Origin of the sequence: Streptomyces otsuchiensis, assembly GCF_004305975.1 — a bacterium.
GTDB lineage: Bacteria > Actinomycetota > Actinomycetes > Streptomycetales > Streptomycetaceae > Streptomyces > Streptomyces otsuchiensis.
The window spans coordinates 1-17,604 of the sequence record NZ_BHZI01000122.1; the positions used below are offsets into that span (position 1 = coordinate 1).

Consider the following 17,604-nt stretch of genomic DNA (forward strand, 5'->3'; position numbering starts at 1 on the left):
GGAGTGGGCTCTACGGGGGGAGTGGTCCCGTCGCCGGAGGTCGCTCCGGGGGTTCCGCGTCGCGCCGCCACGGTCTCGTCGGCCCGTACCGTCCCGACGGTAGCCGCCGCCGTCGACCGCCGCCCGGCGGGCGGGGTCAGCCGTCGGGCCATCACCCGCTCACGGCCACGGCCCGACGGCAGCAGCTCACCCCTCTCCTCGGTGAATACGAACCCGGCCCGCAGGTAGAGGCCGATGGCCGGGGCGTTGTCCGGCACGACCGACAGCCGCAGGGCGCTCGCGCCGCGGACGGACGCCCAGTGCGCGACACCGTCGATCAGCCGCTCGCCCACGCCACGCCCCCTGGCCTCGGGGGTGACCCACATCGACACCAACTCCACCGACTCCGGGGTCGAGGAGGGCACGCCGCCCGCCATCCCCACCGGCACCCCGTCGGATGTCGCGACCAGACACGAGGAGTGCGGCAGGGCGAGCCGGTCCCGCCATCGCTGCGGACGGTCGCCTTCGTCCTGCCACGCGGCGAGCGTGGAGCCGAAAGCGTGCGGGGCGTCGGCCAGCGCGGCCAGCCGAAGGGCGCGCCACGACCGCCAGTCGTCCGGTGTGAGGGTGCGGAGTTCGATCATCACACCGAGGGTCCTCGGCCGGCCGCCGGCCCGCCACCGGATTGCCGCGCACGGGGCGGCCGGTGTGACTGACCGAGTGGGACGCCGCCCGAACATCTGCCGTGCGCGGGCAACTTCCACGCGCTTCCGCCCGACTCCCCGACTCCCCGACTCCCCGGCGCCCACGCCGCCATCTCCGCCGCACACTCGGAGCGCCACGCACCGGTTCCGCCGCCCGAGCCGTCGGCGGCGCGCCGCCGGACGAGGTTCTCGTGCCGCGCCACGCCGGTGGGAGGCGCCGAGTCGGCCGGACGGGTGATTATCGGTGACGAATCGGAACAGCGCGTCGTCTCCGGCGCGCGAATGGCGGACGGCGACCACCGAGCCGGACGGAAGCGACGATCCGAACGCGGCCCAGGGGGCGGTCCGGCCCGCGGTCCTCGTCTCGGCCCGGGCGAAACCCACCGGCGGGAGACGCGGCACGCGGGCCGGACGCGGTGGGGGAAACCCTCCTGGACAGCCCGGCCACGACCGCTTCCGAGCGTCGTGCGCCGTCACCGTCGAGCAACCGGAAGAACCTCCCCTGAGCTGCGGAAACAGTCACCGGAGGGGAGGTTCCGGGGGCGCCCCCGGCAGGACTCGAACCTGCGACCAAGTGCTTAGAAGGCACCTGCTCTATCCACTGAGCTACGGGGGCATGGACGTCAGCCCCGTCGCCGGGCCGTGCCAGGGCACAGGATAGGGCGTCGAGGGGTTCGTCCCGGTTGCTTCGCTGTTGCTCCCCCGTGTGGAGATCCAGTGAAGCAGCCCCGATAATCGCAGGCGACTTGGATCCGCGCAGCGATTTGGGCGGTGTGCGCGGGGGGTGTTGCGCAGTCGTTATGCCGGTGAGAGCGGTCTGCTGCAAGGAATCGGCAAGTTCAGCGGAATATGCTTCAGAAAACCGCTGAAATTGGGCATTCTTCGCATGTGGCGATCTTGGAGGCTCAGTCCGAACTGCTGGACACACTCACCGCACTGCGGGAGCGTGTCGCCGCGGCGCGCTTTCCACTGGCCTTGCCAGGCGCCGAACGCGCACGCCGGTCGCGTGCCGAACTGCTGGCACAGCTCGACGGCTACCTGGTGCCGCGCGTCCGGGAACCCGACGCCCCGCTGCTCGCCGTCATCGGCGGATCGACCGGCGCCGGCAAGTCCACTCTGGTCAACTCACTCGTCGGCAGACGCGTGTCGGAGGCGGGAGTGCTCCGGCCCACCACCCGCACCCCCGTGCTCGTCTGCCACCCCGACGACCACCACTGGTTCGCCGGCCAGCGCGTACTTCCGCAACTCGGCCGGGTCTGGATGCCCCGCCAGGACGACGACGAGCACACCCCGGCCACACCCCCGCACGAGGCCCCCGACGGCCAGCAGGCGCTCGCCGTCGAGACCTCCCGAGCCGTCCCCGCCGGACTGGCCCTGCTCGACGCACCCGACGTCGACTCGCTGATCGCGCAGAACCGCGACCTCGCCGCCGACCTCATCTGCGCCGCCGACATCTGGATCCTGGTCACCACCGCCTCCCGGTACGCCGACGCGATGCCCTGGAACCTGCTGCGCAGCGCCCGGGAACGGCAGGTCACCCTCGTCACCGTCCTCGACCGGGTGCCGCACCAGGTCGCCACCGAGGTCTCCCGCCACTACGCGACGCTGCTGGAACGCGCCGGGCTGGGCGACGTCCCCTGCTTCACCGTCCCCGAACTGCCCGAATCCGCCCGGGGCGGCTCCGGGGTCCTGCCCTCCACCGCCGTGGCCCCACTGCGCAAGTGGCTCTCCCAGCACACCCAGGACCCCGCCATGCGAGCCGTGGCCGCCTCCCGCACCGCACTCGGCGCGCTCGCCGCACTCGGCGGCCGGGTCACCGCCCTCGCCAACGCCGCCGCCGCGCAGACCGCCGCCGCCTCCCGGCTCGACCAGCAACTGCGCGGCGCCTACCGGAGCGCCGAACAGCGCGTGCACGACACGCTCGCCACCGGTGGGCTGCTGACCGGACAGGCCCGCACCCAGTGGCTGGCCTTCCCGGACGACTCCAGCAGCGACGAACTGCTGGACGCCTTCACCGACGGCATGACCAGCATGCTCACCGAGGCCGTCATGGGCGCCGACGAGGAGACGACCGCCGCCTGGCTGCGGCAGCCCGGAGCACCTGCGGGCGACCCCCAGGAGGGGGCGGACACCCGGGAGCGCACGGGTGTCCTGGTGCGCCGGCTCCGCCGCTGCCTGGAGGAACTGGCGGAGGAGGAGGCGCGCATCGCCCTGGACGCGATGCCCGCCCAGCCCGTGGGATCGGGAGGCCGCGACGCCCGCCCGGCGCCGCTCGGCGACGCGGGGGAGACCGCGGCGCTGCTGATGGCGGGGCTGCTCGGTGCCAGGGACGCCATGCCCGCGACCGAGGCGCTGAGCGCACTGCTCGGACCGTCGGCCGCGGGGCGCCTGCGCAGGCGGGCCGAACGCATGATCGCCGAGTTCGTGGAACGGGTCATCGCTACGGAGCGGGACCGACGCGGAGCCGCTCTGCACCGGCTGGACGTGACCGTCGACCACCAGGTCGAGCTGATCGCCGCCCTGTCCGTCCTCAAGCGGCACATCCCGGCGTAGCCCGTGTCGCTGCCGGGCGCACCCGGGCCGGCCGGAGGCGTCCGGGGGAGCGTCCGGCCGGGCGACGGAACCGGCGGTGGCAGCGGGGCGGGGGCGGAGCGGTGAGGGCCGCGCGTTTCCGCCCCGCGCCGTGCGGTTCCGGGGAGGCGGGCGCGACACCCGGGCGACGGGCGGGCAGCCCGGTGTGAGCGAGAGCGGCGGCTGAGGACACCCGAAGACAGTGCGCAACACGGCAGAGGACAACACAGAACGAGGCAGGACGAGGAGGACACCGTGCCGGAGGAGACCACCACGGCGCCGCAGCCCGAGAGGGCCGCCGACGCCTGGGACGACGGCGTGATCGCACGAAGGGCGCGGCCGGGGGAGACCCCGCCACCCGAGCGGCGCGGTCAGCCCTACGCGGACGTGTACGGCGAGGAGCTGGTCCCGGAGGCGGAGCCGGTGATCAGCGTGCCCGCGCCAGCCCGGACCAGCCCCGTGCACACCGAGAACGAACCACCGTCCGCCGCCGACCAGGACCTCGCGGTACGGCTCGCCGCACTGCGTGAACTCGTCGGACTCTCCCGCACCAGGCTGGACGCCTCCTCGCTGGTCGAGGCCGGCCGGCTTCTGGACGAGGCCGAGGCCCGCACCCGGCTGCCCCGTACCTACACCACCGTGGCGATCGCAGGCGCCACCGGAAGTGGTAAGTCGACTCTCTTCAACGCCATGGCCGGAGCACAGCTCTCCGAATCCGGCGTCCGGCGGCCCACCACGGCCACCGCGGTCTCCTGTACCTGGGAGGCCGGCCGTTCCAGCAGGGCCGACGGTCTGCTGGAGCGGCTGGGCATCCCCAGCCGCTCACGCCGCCGCGCCCATGTGGTGGACCCGGGGCTGCACGGGCTCGTCCTGCTCGACCTACCGGACTACGACTCCGTCGCCGAGAGCCACCGCGAGCAGGTGGACCGGCTGCTCGCGCTGGTGGACGCGGTCATCTGGGTCGTCGACCCCGAGAAGTACGCCGACGCCGTGCTGCACGAGCGCTATCTGCGGGCCTTCGCCGGACACGCGGAGGTCACCATCGTGGTGCTGAACCAGATCGACCGGCTGCCCACCGACGCGGCCGAAGCGATCATGGACGACCTGCGCAGACTTCTGGACGAACGGGGCATCGCCCTCGGAGAGCACGGTGAGCCCGGCGCCGGTGTGCTCTCGGTCTCCGCCCTCACCGGCGACGGGGTGCCCGAACTCCGCCGAACCGTCGGTGAACTGGTGGCGTCGAGGACCGCCGCGGCCCGGCGTCTGGCAGCGGACGTCGACGGTGTCACCCGGCGGCTGCGCCCGGTGTGCGTCGCGGACAACGTGCAGGCGCCGACCGGGTTGACGCCTCGCTCCCGGGAGGAGTTCGAGGAGCGACTGGCCCACGCCGTCGGTGCCCCGGCCGCGGGGCGGGCCGCCGAACGGGGCTGGTCGCGCCGTTCCGAGCGCGCCTGTGGAACCCCCTGGGCACAGTTGACGAAGAGACTGGCCGACCGCCGGGCCAGCCGACGTGGTGAGCCGCCGGCGCTCAGCGCACGTGGGGGTCGGCTCGGTGAGCCCCCGGTGGTCTCCCGGCCCGTGATCGCGGAGGCCGTGCGCACCGTCGCCGCCGAAGCGGCGACCGAACTGCCCACCCCCTGGGCGCAGGCTGTGCGGGACGCCGCCTGGAGAGGGGCGGAGCGACTCCCCGACGCCTTGGAGGAGGCGCTCGCCGCCCGCCCCGGTCTCGGCCCGGAGGCAGCGGTCCGGCCGGGGCCCGCGCGGCCCGCTTGGTGGACGGTGGCGATCATCGGGCAGGCGCTCCTGATGACCGCTCAGTTGCTGGGGATGTGCTGGTTGTTGACGGCTGCCTTCGGCTATCCGGTCGCCAGCGGCTGGCTGCCGGTCACCCTGCTGGTCGGTGGGTCGCTTGGGGCGCCTCTGCTGGCTTGGGTGTGTCGTATCGCCTCGCGGGGGCCGGCGCGGGCCTGGGGTCAGCGGGAGGAGGAACGGTTGCGGCGGATCGCCGCCGGATGTGGCCGGTCGCTGGTGCTGGAGCCGGTGGCGGCGGAGTTGCTGCGCTACCGGGAGGTCCGCGAGCAGTTCGTGGCGGCGGCGGGCGGTCTCGACACCCGCTGACCGGTGTCGTCGGGTGCGGTGCGGTGCGCTGCCCGTGCTGGGGGAGAACTGTGGGAGGGCCGGACACGGGGCGGATTCTGCGTCGTAGTCGGTCGTCGATCGTCGGTCGTCGAATCCCGTTCGTCTGATGTCGGTTGTGGGACGTGTGGCGGCGGCGGAGGCGGTGGCCACGGGGATGACGCTAGGTCTGGGTTCCGGTCCGGCGGAAGCCCTCACTCGTGAACTCACTCGCACGAGTGAGCGAGTTATCCACAGGTGCCGAGTTGTCCACAGGCTTCGGCGGAATGTCGCCGGATGTGCCCATCCTGGATCCATGAACGAGACCTGGACGACAGTGACGGGACACGCCTCCTCGGCGGTCGAGCGCAGGACCACCCCGCGTGGTGCGCGGGTGGTGTGTTTTCGGATGGATGTGCCGGAGCGGCGCTATGACGCCGAGCGGGCGGCCTGGCGGGAGCGGTGGCTCAGCCGGTACACCGTGTGGGCCCGCCAGGAGATGGCGGTGAACCTCCTCGAATCGGTGGTGTGCGGCGAGCCGTTGGTGGTGCACGGGAAGCTCCGGCTGCCACCGGGCGGCAGGGGGACGGGCGCGGCGCAGTCGCGCGGGGGACGGGACCGGCCGCCCGGCGAGTACGCGGCGTTCGCGCACATCGAGGCGGTCGCCATCGGTCACAACCTCGCCCACGGGGTCTCCACCTTCCACCGGGTCGCCCGCGCGAGGCGACCGCTGCCGCCACGTGGCCCTCGGACAGGGTCCCAGCGTGGTGGCCTGCGTACCCAGGGGCCTAATAAATCCGCTTTTCTGACGGACCGTAGGTAACGATTCGACCTCGGTGCGCGTGATCGCCCGACACCGAGGGGACACCGACAGATTGGGCTCTCTACGATCCCGGCGTACGCACGGGTGTACTGATCGGCCTGCGCAAAGAGTTGCGGCTGCGACCCCGTGCCTCTCGTGGAGGGGACATACATGATTTCTGTACGCAGGCGGCTGGTCTCCCGCCTCGCGGCGACGGCTGTCGCCACCGCGCTCTTCGCGGGCGGCGCCCTCGCGACGGCGGGCACCGCCGCGGCGGACGAGAACAACACCGCGCGCACCGGTGGCGCGACCGCCACGCTCAAGGGTCTGGAGACCTACGACACGGTCGAGGTCACCCGGAGCAACGGCAGCAAGGCCGACTACCGCGCCGGTCTGTTCTCCATGGACGTCCACGGCGGCGGTACGGTCAAGACGTACTGCATCGACTTCGGTACCCCCGCTCAGAACGAGCACGCCTACCAGGAGACCGGCTGGGACTCCTCCTCGCTGGCCAACAAGCCCGTCGAGGCCGGCAAGATCCACTGGATCCTGCAGAACTCCTACCCGCAGGTCGATGACCTGGCCGCGCTCGCCGAGCAGGCCGGGGCCAACACCCTGACCGCCGAGCAGGCCGCCGCGGGCACCCAGGCCGCCATCTGGTACTTCTCCGACAAGGTCGAGGCCAGCCCCAAGAGCGACGACGCCAAGAAGCTGGCCGAGTGGCTGCGCGCGGAGGCCCAGGAGATCCCCGAGCCCGAGGTGCCGTCGCTCGCGCTCGGCCCCAACCAGGTCGGTGGCACCGCGGGTGAGAAGCTCGGCCCGGTCACGGTGAGCACCAACTCCGACTCGGTCGTCGTCAGCGCCGACGGCGAGGCCGCTGCTCAGGGTGTCACCGTCGTCGACGGTCAGGGCAACCTCATCAGCGACTCCACCCCGGTCGCCAACGGCACCGAGCTGTTCTTCGACGTCCCCGCCGACGCCGCCGACGGCTCCGCGTCCTTCACCGCGAGCGTCACCACCCCGGTCTCCGTCGGCCGCGCCTTCACCGGTGTGAGCACCCGGACCCAGACCATGATCCTGGCCGGCTCGACCGACTCCTCGGTCTCTGTCGACGCCAGCGCCCAGTGGGCCTCCGAGGGCACCGACGAGCCGCTGCCGACCGTCACCGCCAAGGAGGACTGCGTCGCCGGTGGCGTCGCCGTCACCGTCACCAACAACGGCACGCAGGACTACACCTTCGAGCTCGACGGCCAGGAGCAGGTCGTCGCCCCGGGCGAGTCCGGCACCATCACCGTCCCGGTCGAGAACAAGCAGGGCTACGAGATCGTCGTCCTCGACGAGGACGGCACCACCGAGGTCGGCCGCTTCGAGGGCATCCTCGACTGCGAGAGCGACTCGGAGGGCGAGGGTCCGGCCCCCGAGGAGACCGACACTCCGAACGAGCCGACCCCCGCGGGGGACAGCGAGGAGCCCAACCTCGCCGAGACCGGCAGCAGCAGCAACGTCACCATGATCGCCGGCATCGCCATCGCGCTGCTGGTGGCCGGCGGTGCCGCGGTCTTCTTCCTCCGCAAGAAGTCCAAGGCCTGACGACGCACTACTCGCACCGGATCTGAGCGTCGGCGCTGACCGCCGCCCGGACCGCTGACCGCACCCGGCTCCGGGGCCGCCCGCAAGGGTGGTCCAAGGGGGCCGGGTGCGGTCGTTCGCGGCCTGCGCCGCCGGCGCGCTCGCCCGGGGAGGGCCGGCGGCGGGTGGACCCCTCGGTGCCGGTCTCCGACGGCGTGGTTCACCCGGCAGGACCTAAGCCAGACCGGCCGTGCCGGTCGCGGGTTCGTCGTCCGCGAACTCGTCCCCGTGCGGCCATTCGTCCCGCTCGTACTGCGAGAGCGCGATGCCGAGTCCGAACAGCGTCGGCGCCCACTCGCCGACGAAGATCCCCCAGCGGTCGGCCCGGGCCTGCCCGCCGCCGCGCTCGGCCTTCAGGGAACCCAGCCAGGTCACTACCGACAAGCCGACCGACGCCGCCGCGGCACAGTACACGTGCTCGCTGCGCAAGCCCCGCTCGTGGAGCATCTGCACGATCATTCCGCCTCCAGGTGGCTTCGACTCCTCTCACCGTGCGGGCGCCGCCACCGTCCCGCACCTCGGCTTCGGCCGGATGCCCGGCGCGGCCACCCGGCCCGGGACCGGCCCCGGGCCGTCCGCTCGCTCCGGAGGCCACCGCCGCGCGGGTTCCCCGGCGGACGCGCAGCCACTCGGCCGCAGCCGCCCGCACGTGCCCGCCCCGCCCGCACTCGCGCGCCCGCGTGCGCGCCGTGAGCCGGGGCCGCCCGCCCGGAGGGCGCGGTCGGTTCGCGCCGCCCCGCCCCGCCCTCCGGCCACCGCCGGAGGCCCGCATTTCCGCCGGGGGCCGGGCATGCGGCAGGATGGGGACCGTTGCCCACTGCCACTCTTCGACTGCCGGACGGTATCTCTTGGCTGAGTACATCTACACCATGCGCAAGGCACGTAAGGCGCACGGCGACAAGGTGATCCTCGACGACGTCACGCTGGCGTTCCTGCCCGGCGCGAAGATCGGTGTCGTGGGCCCCAACGGCGCCGGTAAGTCCACCGTGCTGAAGATCATGGCCGGTCTGGAGCAGCCGTCGAACGGTGACGCCTTCATCTCCCCGGGCTACTCCGTGGGCATCCTGCTCCAGGAGCCTCCGCTGGACGAGTCCAAGACCGTTCTGGAGAACGTCGAGGACGGCGTCGCGGAGGTCAAGGGCAAGCTCGACCGGTTCAACGAGATCGCCGAGCAGATGGCGACCGACTACACCGACGCGCTGATGGAGGAGATGGGCAAGCTCCAGGAGCAGCTGGACCACGCCAACGCGTGGGACCTGGACGCACAGCTGGAGCAGGCCATGGACGCGCTGGGCTGCCCGCCCGGCGACTGGCCGGTCACCAACCTCTCCGGTGGTGAGAAGCGCCGCGTCGCCCTGTGCAAGCTGCTGCTCGAAGCGCCCGACCTGCTGCTGCTCGACGAGCCCACCAACCACCTGGACGCCGAGTCCGTGCAGTGGCTGGAGCAGCACCTGGCGAAGTACCCGGGCACCGTCGTCGCCATCACCCACGACCGGTACTTCCTGGACAACGTCGCCGAGTGGATCATGGAGCTCGACCGGGGCCGCGCCCACGGCTACGAGGGCAACTACTCCAAGTACCTGGAGACCAAGCAGACCCGTCTCAAGGTCGAGGGCCAGAAGGACGCCAAGCGGCAGAAGCGCCTGAAGGACGAGCTGGAGTGGGTCCGCTCCAACGCCAAGGGCCGCCAGGCGAAGTCGAAGGCGCGGCTGGCACGCTACGAGGAGATGGCGGCCGAGGCCGACAAGATGCGGAAGCTGGACTTCGAGGAGATCCAGATCCCGCCGGGCCCGCGTCTGGGCAACGTCGTGGTCGAGGTGGACCACCTCGGGAAGGCGTTCGGCGAGAAGGTCCTGATCGACGACCTCTCGTTCACGCTGCCGCGCAACGGCATCGTCGGTGTCATCGGCCCGAACGGTGCCGGCAAGACCACCCTGTTCAAGATGATCCAGAGCATGGAGGAGCCGGACAGCGGCTCCATCAAGGTCGGCGAGACCGTCAAGATCGCCTACGTGGACCAGAACCGTTCCAACATCGACCCGAAGAAGTCGCTGTGGGCGGTCGTCTCCGACGAACTGGACTACATCAACGTCGGCCATGTCGAGATGCCCTCTCGGGCCTACGTCAGCGCGTTCGGCTTCAAGGGCCCGGACCAGCAGAAGCCGGCCGGCATCCTCTCCGGCGGTGAGCGCAACCGCCTGAACCTGGCCCTCACCCTCAAGCAGGGCGGCAACCTGCTGCTCCTCGACGAGCCGACCAACGACCTCGACGTCGAGACCCTGTCGTCGCTGGAGAACGCGCTGCTGGAGTTCCCGGGCTGCGCCGTGGTCGTCTCCCACGACCGGTGGTTCCTGGACCGGGTCGCCACCCACATCCTCGCGTACGAGGGCAACTCGCAGTGGTTCTGGTTCGAGGGCAACTTCGAGTCCTACGAGAAGAACAAGATCGAGCGGCTCGGCCCGGACGCGGCGCGCCCCCACCGCGCGTCGTACAAGAAGCTGACGCGGGGCTGAGGTGCGTCACGTATTCCGGTGCCCCCTGCGCTGGTCGGACATGGACGCCTTCGGGCACGTCAACAACGTCGTCTTCCTCCGGTATCTGGAGGAGGCGCGGATCGACTTCATGTGGCGCCTGGCGCGGGAGGTCGGCTCCGGGGCCGACGGTGAGCCCTTCACCGGCGGCTCCGTGGTCGCCCGCCACGAGATCGACTACCTCAAGCCGCTGGTGCACCGGCACGAGCCGGTCACCATCGAGATCTGGGTGACCAAGATCGGCGCGGTGTCGGCGACCTTCGGCTACGAGGTGCTCGACGGGGAGACCCGTTTCGTGCGTGCCTCGACGGTGATCGTCCCGTTCGATCTCGAACGCCAGCGTCCGCGTCGGCTGACCTCCGCCGAGCGCGAGATGCTGGAGCAGTACTACGACGACGCGGCGGGCGCCGGCGACGCCGCCTGACCCGTCAGCACCGTGCCCCGCCGGCCCGTCCGGCGGGGCACGTGCCGTAACGGGGAGGCCCCCGGGTCGCGGCACGGACCGGCAGACAGCAGCACCGACGGAAACGGACGGCCATGACCACGCTGAGTCTCAGGGAGACGGCGGACGCCGCCGGTCTCGCGGCCTTCCTCACCCGGCAGCTGCGGTGGGACAAGGCCGCCGTCGTACGGCTGCGCGCCTCCGGCGACGGGGTGCTGGCCGCCTTCACCCGGCCCGCCAGGTTCGAGGTGCTGGCGGTGCGCCCGAGCCGGCTGGCCGAGCCCGCCGATCTCGATGCCACCGTCTCGGTGGGGCAGCTGCTCGACGGCATCGACGAGGCGGGTGCCGGGCTCAGCGTTCCGCCGCCCGTCACCGGGCCGCCGTGGGCGGGAGTCCTCCCGCCGCGCGGTGCGTGGCGCCGGGTGTCCGACCCCGCGCTGGGGGAGGTGCGCGGCGCCGCTGCCGGGGTGGTGGCGGAGTTCCGCTCCCGCAGTGAGGCGATGCCGACGGCCCACCGCACCCGCTCGTCGCTCGACGCGCTGGCGGAGGAGATCTGGGGACGTGTCCTGCCCGGTACCGCGCTGCCGCTGCGCGCGGTGCACGCCGCTCATGCCCTCGGTTTCCTGCACGACGTGAACGCTCCGGAGGCTTCGGCCGCGGCACCCGCACCCGCACCGCCCGCGCCGGTGACCGATGTGACCGATGTGACGGCCGGGTCCGTCGCCGTACTCTCCGCCGGTGGCTGGCTTCGGCTGCGGACCGCTCACGGCTCGATCGCCGTGCGTACCGGTTCCGGGCCGGGGCTGAGCCTGACCCCGGTGCTTCCGGTAGGCCCGGCCTGAGGGCCGCCCGCCGACCGGGCCACGCGGTGGCGGCAGCCCCGGCGCCCCGGGGTCAGCCGGGTGTGTTGATCATGGAACCGGCGGCGTACACCATGTAGTTCCAGAGCTGCCGCTCGTGGTCGGGGGAGAGGTCGAGGCTGTCGATCGCGTCGCGCATGTGGCGCAGCCAGGCGTCGTGCGCCGCCCGGTCGACGGTGAACGGGGCGTGGCGCATCCGCAGCCGGGGGTGGCCGCGGTTGTCGCTGTAGGTGCGCGGGCCGCCCCAGTACTGCATGAGGAAGAGCGCGAACCGTTCCTCGGCCGGGCCGAGGTCCTCCTCGGGGTACATGGGACGGAGCAGCGGGTCCTCCGCGACGCCCTCGTAGAACTTCCGGACCAGTCGCCGGAACGTCTCCTCGCCGCCCACCTGCTCGTAGAACGTGGTGGTCTCAAGTTTGCCGTGCGGGATCTGAGTCACCCGTCCATCGTCTCAGACGACCGGCCGAGGACGGCGGGCGTAGGCCCATGGCCGGACGGGCCCCGCGTGCGACGGCACGCGGGGCCCCGTCCGGCGGCCCGATCGGGGCCGCCGGCCCCCACCGGTGTCGGTCCGGCGCGGGTCAGGCGGGTCAGGCGCTGTCCCAGCGGAACAGCTTGGCGGCGATGGCGGTGAGCACCGCGGCGAACAGCAGGAGCACCCCCATCGCGGGCAGCGCGTCGGACCAGCCGCCACCCCGGGAGAGCACCGACATCATCGCCTCGTTGAGCCACTTCAGCGGCAGCACGTGCGAGACGGTCTGGAGCCACCCCGGCATGCCGTCCGTCGGGAAGAACGACCCCGACAGGAACGCCATGGGCAGGATGGTGATCTGGAGGGCGCCGTTGGCGGACTCCTCGGTCTTCGCCCACGCCCCGATCACCAGGCCGACCGCCATGAAGGCGAGTGTGCCGCAGGCGATGAGCGGGATGGACAGCCACCAGTTCCCGGTGAGCCGCAGCCCGTAGAACGGGATGATCGCGACGCCCAGGAAGACGGCGAGCTGCACCATGGACAGGCCCAGGCTCACCCCGACCCGCGCGCCGATCACCTGTCCCGGGCCGATCGGGGCCAGCCACAGCCGCCGCAGCAGCCGCTTCTTGCGCCAGGCGACCAGCGTGAGCGCGGACATGAAGCTGGCGCCCATGGCGACGGCCCAGCCCAGCAGTCCGGGAGTGAAGAACTGGATGGCCTTCAGCGACTCGTCCTCGACCTGGCCGGCGGTGATCCGGTACGTCGGTTCCTGGCCGGTCGCGGCCACGTTGGCTTCCTGGACCAGGCCGTTGACGATGCCGTTGACGGTGCCGGAACGCGCCGGGTCGGAGGCGGAGACATACAGCTCGATCTCGCCGTCCACCTCCCAGATCGCCGCGTCGACGTCGCCCTGGCGCACGTCCTCCAGCGCACGGTCGCGGTCGCCGGCGCGTTCGATGCGCAGGGTCTCGTCGAGTGCGCCCAACTGGTCGTCGCCGAGCTGGTCCAGAACCTCGACGTCACCGACCTGGGCGACGGTGACGCGGGTGCCCCCCTCGCTCTGGAAGAGCGCCCCGAAGAGCAGCAGGAACATGAGCGGGAAGAGCAGCATGAAGAAGACGGCCGACTTGTCCCGCACCATGCCCAGGTACATGACCTTGGACAGGCTCCGCAGCGTTCTCACTCTCGGTACTCCCGCCCGGTCAGTTCGAGGAAGACGTCTTCGAGGCTGTCGACGCCGAGGTCGCTGATCAGCTCGCGCGGCGGCCCGACGCGCAGGATCTTGCCGTTGTCCATGACGGCGACCCGGTCGCAGAGGGTCTCGGCCTCGTCCATGTAGTGCGTGGTGAGGACCACGGTGCGGCCCTCGGAGTTGATCCGCCGGAGCAGGTCCCAGAGGTTGCGGCGGGCCTGGGGGTCGAGCCCCGTGGTGGGTTCGTCGAGGAAGACCAGTTCGGGGTCGTGCACCAGGGCGCAGGCGATGGAGAGCCGCTGGGCCTGACCGCCGGAGAGCTTGTCGTCCTGGACATCGGCCTTGTCGGTCAGGCCGACGGACTCCAGCATCGCGTCGGCGCGTTCGTCGGAGACGTCGTAGAACGACGCGAAGGTACGGATCTGTTCGCGGGCGGTGAGCTTCTCGAAGAAGGCGGACGCCTGGAGCTGGACCCCGATCCGCCGCAGCAGCGCGGTGTTACGCGGCCAGGACAGCTCTCCCAGCAGCCGGGCGGTGCCCTCGTCGGGTTCGCGCAGTCCTTCGACGATCTCCAGCGTCGTGGTCTTGCCCGCCCCGTTGGGGCCGAGAATCCCGTAGAACTCACCGGCCTCGACCTCGAACGACACACCGTCCACGGCCTGCACGTCCCCGTACCGCTTGCGAAGCCCCTCGGCTGTGATCGCTGAAGAAGTCATGGCTGGATCATAGGTGTGTACTTCACACCGTGCGATGGTCCGGGTGCCCCGGCCACGCACCGGCGACACGGCGATACGGACCGGCTACGCGCCCGCCCGCCGGGCCCCGCCACAGTCCCGCAGTCCCGCAGCCCGCTTGACCGGCGGACCGGCGGGCTGGTGGACCGTACGCCGGAGCTCGCGGCGCGGCTCAGGAGCGGTAGAGCGTCAGCGTCGTCCACGCGCCGAGGTGGACGCGGTCGCCCTCGCTCAGCGGTACCGGAACGAACGGCTGGATCGGCTCCTCGGAGCCGTTGACCGTGGTGCCGTTGGTCGAGTCCTGGTCCACCACGGCCCAGCTGCCGTCGGGCTGCTGCACCAGGATCGCGTGCTGGTGCGAGACGCCCGGGTCCTCCGGCGCCCGGCCGAGGTCGATGTCGGGGGTCTGCCCGCTGGACTGGCGGCGACGGCCGATGGTGATCTGCCGTCCGGTGAGGGGTACCTGCTGTTCGGGCGCGTACGCCGGCAGCGACAGCTGGGCGGCCTCCGGCCCGGACCGGTGCATCATCGCCATGAAGTACTCGCGGTCCGGCCCGATCGTCACGAGCCACCCGCCTCCGCTGCCGCCGCCGTAGCCGCCCGCACGGGGGTCCGCGGACTGGCCGGGAGGGGCCGGCGGTGTCGAGGGCGGCGGGAGCAGCCAGTCACCGCTCTGCTCGGGCCGGGCGGGGGCGCCGGGCTGCGCCGGGGGCCCCGGCTGGTACTGCTGCGGGGCGCGCGATGCCTGCTCGTGTGCCGGGTACTGGGCGTGGGCGGGCTGCTGCTGCGGCTGTGATTCCGCGAACTGCTGCTCCGGGAACTGCTGCTCCGGGAACTGCTGTTCCGCGAACTGCTGCTCGGGGAACTGCTGGTACCCCTGGTGTGGTCCGGGCTGCTGGTAACCGGCGTGCGGCGACTGGGCCTGCTGCGGCGGCAGGTAGGTGGTCGGCGAGTTGGTCATGAAGTTGTACCGGCACTCCTCGCAGAACGGGCCCCGCGTCTCGCGCGGGGTGCGGCACTGCGGGCACAGCTCGGGCTGGGAGGCGGAGCCCGGAGGGGGCGGCTGTGAGTAGCCGGAACCGGGGGGCGGGTTGCCGCCCGCGGCCGCCGTCACGCGGTGACCGCAGACCTCGCACCAGTCGTCGGCCATCGACTGGTGGCCGTTCGGGCATGTCGGCATGTCAGTGCCTCCCCCTCTGGTCATCTCTTGACCCGGACCGTCTTGGTGGACCGGGTTTCGAGGGTCATCTCGTCGGCGTCGGACACCGTCGCCTTGAGTCGAACAGTACCGTTCGCCGCGTCGTCCACCTCCACCACCTTGGCCAGCAGCCGGGCGGTCGCGGCGTTGCCGGAGCGGTGCGCCAGCTGGACCGCGCGGCCCAGTTTCGCCGTAGCGCCGTACAGGTCACCGGACTTGCGCAGTTCGAGGCCGTCCTGGATCGCCTCGGCCAGCTCCGCCTGTCCGGTGTAGTGCGCGACCTGCGGGCTCATCCTGGTGGAGACGGCGGTGTCGTCGGTCCACACGGCGCGGATCAGGCCCTGGCCGAGGGCGAGCGGAAGGCCCTCGTCGTCCGAGGTGGTCAGGGTGACCCGGCCGGCCAGCATCTCCTGCCCGACCTCGGCCGCCGGCACCCGGACACTGATGTGGTAGTCCCGGGACTCCTCGCCCCACGAGCCGGTCGGGTAGGCGCCCACCCTGGGGCCCGTCTCGGTGCGGCGGTGGGTGAGGTCCTCGACGGCGGGGGCGACCTGTTTGACGAAGAGCGGCCCGGCGCCGGCCGGGGTCCACAGCCGCAGCTCGACATCGGGGACCTCCTTGCCCATCGCGGCCTCCATCATCGCGGTGAAGTCGGCGGCCAGCCCGGCCGGTTCGGCCACGATGTCGGCGCTGCCGAGCAGTGCGGCGGCGACCTGCCGGACCTCCGCCACCGCCCAGTCGGTGCCCACCCCGCGAGCGTCGCAGGTGAACCGGCCCGCGCACTCCGCCAGCGTCTGTCGCAGCCGCTCGGGCTCCTCGTGTTCGTTGCGCCCGTCGGTCACCAGGATGCCGTGGCGCAGCCGGGCGTCGGAGGTGGCCAGCAGCCGGTCGGCCAGGGACAGCCAGGTACCGATCGCGGTCCCGCCGCCCGGTTTCAGGGCGGCGAGCGCCTCGCGGGCGGCGGCACGCGTCGTCGGCCCGGCGGTGGCGAGCCCGCCGTCGCCGGGGTAGACCTCGGTGGCGCGGTGCGTTCCCGCGACGACGGCGAACGCGACGCCGTCACGGACCGCGCCGATCGCCGCGGCCGTGGCCTCGCGGGCGCTGTCCATCTTGACCATCGGGTACCGCATGGAGCCCGAGCAGTCCACCATGATCACCACGGCGGCGCCCGGGGAGCCGCCGGACGTGCCGGCTCCGCCCGCGAGACCGGCGCGGGCGGAGCCCCCGGAGGCGGCGACCGTCACGATCGCGTTGACCTCGGTCCCGCCTTCGGGCAGGAACTCGTTCTGGTAGACGTCCACCGAGAATCGCGGCTCGGCGGGCGATGTCGACTGCTCTGCCATCTGCGGTACTCCGGCTTCACTCGGCCCTGGGTACGTGCTGGGTGGCGGTCGGCGGCAGCGGCGCCCTGCCTGTGCTCTCAGGGGCGGCGCGAAGTGGCCGGCCGCCGGGCGTCGGGAAGGGGATCACGGCCACCGTCACGTTGTCGTGCCCGCCGGAGTCGAGGGCGAACCGCACCAGCCGCTGCGCGCTCGGCAGCGGCGCGGTCCGGGCCTCGGCCGTGACCTTGGCGGCCATCTCCTCCGCGCCGTCGGCGTAGTTCCACAGCCCGTCGGTGCAGACGATCACCACACCGGCCCGGTCCGGCTTGAACGAAGCGGTGTGCGGCTCCAGTTCGGGATTGTCGGCCCCGAGCCACGCGGTGATGGCGTGGGCGCGCCGGTCCGCCATCGCCTCCTCCTCGGACATCAGGCCGGCCTTGACCATCTGGGCCGCCCAGGAGTCGTCCTCGGTCAGCCGGATCGGGTGGGCGGTCCCCTCCATCGGCAGCCAGTAGGCGCGGCTGTCGCCGATCCAGCCGACGGTCAGTTCCGCGCCCGTCGTCACGGCGCTGACAACGGTGCACGCGGGTGCGTTGCGGCCGGGCACCTTGTCCCGGTCGGCGAGCGCGTTGACCGCGTGGCCCGCGCTCATCAGCGCCTCGTGCATCGCCTGCTGACCGGTGGCGCCACGGGGGAGCGCCGCCAGCAGCGATTGGGCGGCGGTCTCGGCCGCGGCGGCGGACGCCTCGTGCGGCCGGGTGGAGGACGAGACGCCGTCGCACACGACGGCGATCACCGCCGGGGAACCGTCCGGCAGGGCGGTGGCGGAAATCGCGAACGCGTCCTCGTTGCGGTGGTGCCGCAGCCCGACGTCGCTGACGGCGGCCACCCCGTCCAGGGAACGCTCGACGTGGTCGCGGTCGCCGGGCTGGGTGCGTCCGCACTCCTCGCAGTAGCCGTCCGCGGCCACCGGGCCGGAGCCGCACACCGCGCAGGGCGGTGCGGCGGGCGCGGGGTCCTCGGACGACACGCGGGGGTCGACCGGTGTGGCGG

15 protein-coding genes and 1 tRNA gene are annotated in these 17,604 nt (G+C 72.4%); 7 read left to right on the forward strand and 9 right to left on the reverse strand.

Annotated elements, in window-relative coordinates; genetic code table 11:
- Positions 1-623, reverse strand: a 623-nt coding sequence (locus E0D90_RS13490; RefSeq protein WP_130798297.1) for a GNAT family N-acetyltransferase, incomplete at its 3' end; no start/stop codon positions are given.
- A 603-nt stretch (positions 624-1,226) separates the two neighbouring features.
- Positions 1,227-1,299: transfer RNA gene (locus tag E0D90_RS13495), tRNA-Arg, on the reverse strand.
- Between the two features lie 233 nt (positions 1,300-1,532).
- Here E0D90_RS13495 and E0D90_RS13500 point away from each other — a divergent pair.
- The 4 genes from E0D90_RS13500 (at position 1,533) to E0D90_RS13515 (ending at position 7,761) form a co-directional block, all read left to right on the forward strand.
- The gene (locus E0D90_RS13500; protein WP_130798298.1) at positions 1,533-3,236 is read left to right on the forward strand and encodes a dynamin family protein; all 1,704 of its coding nucleotides are present in this window, start codon (positions 1,533-1,535) and stop codon (positions 3,234-3,236) included.
- 273 nt (positions 3,237-3,509) lie between these two features.
- The gene (locus E0D90_RS13505; RefSeq protein ID WP_227870204.1) at positions 3,510-5,372 is read left to right on the forward strand and encodes a GTPase; all 1,863 of its coding nucleotides are present in this window, start codon (positions 3,510-3,512) and stop codon (positions 5,370-5,372) included.
- A gap of 313 nt (positions 5,373-5,685) precedes the next feature.
- On the forward strand, positions 5,686-6,192 hold the full coding sequence (locus tag E0D90_RS13510; RefSeq protein WP_157996864.1) for a single stranded DNA-binding domain-containing protein: 507 nt from the start codon (positions 5,686-5,688) through the stop codon (positions 6,190-6,192).
- 150 nt (positions 6,193-6,342) lie between these two features.
- A complete protein-coding gene (locus E0D90_RS13515) occupies positions 6,343-7,761 on the forward strand; it encodes a thioester domain-containing protein (RefSeq protein WP_103502857.1) in 1,419 nt (472 codons plus the stop codon).
- 213 nt (positions 7,762-7,974) lie between these two features.
- Here E0D90_RS13515 and E0D90_RS13520 read toward each other — a convergent pair whose 3' ends face one another.
- Positions 7,975-8,259 (reverse strand): hypothetical protein, encoded by a 285-nt coding sequence (locus tag E0D90_RS13520; RefSeq protein WP_227870205.1) that lies wholly within the window; start codon positions 8,257-8,259, stop codon positions 7,975-7,977.
- A gap of 389 nt (positions 8,260-8,648) precedes the next feature.
- On the opposite strand from E0D90_RS13520, the gene ettA reads away from it, so the two are divergent.
- The 3 genes from ettA to E0D90_RS13535 all read left to right on the forward strand — a co-directional run bounded on the left by ettA (position 8,649) and on the right by E0D90_RS13535 (position 11,615).
- Positions 8,649-10,313: an energy-dependent translational throttle protein EttA gene (gene ettA, locus E0D90_RS13525; RefSeq protein ID WP_130798301.1), complete on the forward strand. Its 1,665-nt coding sequence runs from the start codon at positions 8,649-8,651 to the stop codon at positions 10,311-10,313.
- A 1-nt stretch (position 10,314) separates the two neighbouring features.
- Positions 10,315-10,755: an acyl-CoA thioesterase gene (locus E0D90_RS13530; RefSeq protein WP_107499072.1), complete on the forward strand. Its 441-nt coding sequence runs from the start codon at positions 10,315-10,317 to the stop codon at positions 10,753-10,755.
- A 113-nt stretch (positions 10,756-10,868) separates the two neighbouring features.
- Positions 10,869-11,615: a DUF8010 domain-containing protein gene (locus tag E0D90_RS13535; protein WP_130798302.1), complete on the forward strand. Its 747-nt coding sequence runs from the start codon at positions 10,869-10,871 to the stop codon at positions 11,613-11,615.
- A 52-nt stretch (positions 11,616-11,667) separates the two neighbouring features.
- On the opposite strand, the gene E0D90_RS13540 is transcribed toward E0D90_RS13535, so the two are convergent.
- From E0D90_RS13540 to E0D90_RS13565, 6 genes are all read right to left on the reverse strand, one after another.
- A complete protein-coding gene (locus E0D90_RS13540; protein ID WP_103501299.1) occupies positions 11,668-12,072 on the reverse strand; it encodes a globin in 405 nt (134 codons plus the stop codon).
- Positions 12,073-12,223: 151 nt separating this feature from the next.
- The gene (locus tag E0D90_RS13545) at positions 12,224-13,288 is read right to left on the reverse strand and encodes an ABC transporter permease (RefSeq protein ID WP_130798303.1); all 1,065 of its coding nucleotides are present in this window, start codon (positions 13,286-13,288) and stop codon (positions 12,224-12,226) included.
- Complete coding sequence (locus tag E0D90_RS13550) at positions 13,285-14,013, reverse strand: ABC transporter ATP-binding protein (RefSeq protein WP_130798304.1); 729 nt, start codon at positions 14,011-14,013, stop codon at positions 13,285-13,287. The genes E0D90_RS13545 and E0D90_RS13550 overlap by 4 nt, the downstream gene beginning before the upstream one ends.
- A 190-nt stretch (positions 14,014-14,203) precedes the next feature.
- Positions 14,204-15,211: an FHA domain-containing protein gene (locus E0D90_RS13555; protein ID WP_130798305.1), complete on the reverse strand. Its 1,008-nt coding sequence runs from the start codon at positions 15,209-15,211 to the stop codon at positions 14,204-14,206.
- 20 nt (positions 15,212-15,231) lie between these two features.
- Complete coding sequence (locus tag E0D90_RS13560) at positions 15,232-16,572, reverse strand: vWA domain-containing protein (protein ID WP_130798306.1); 1,341 nt, start codon at positions 16,570-16,572, stop codon at positions 15,232-15,234.
- Positions 16,573-16,588: 16 nt separating this feature from the next.
- Positions 16,589-17,604, reverse strand: a 1,016-nt coding sequence (locus E0D90_RS13565) for a PP2C family protein-serine/threonine phosphatase (RefSeq protein WP_130798308.1), incomplete at its 5' end; no start/stop codon positions are given.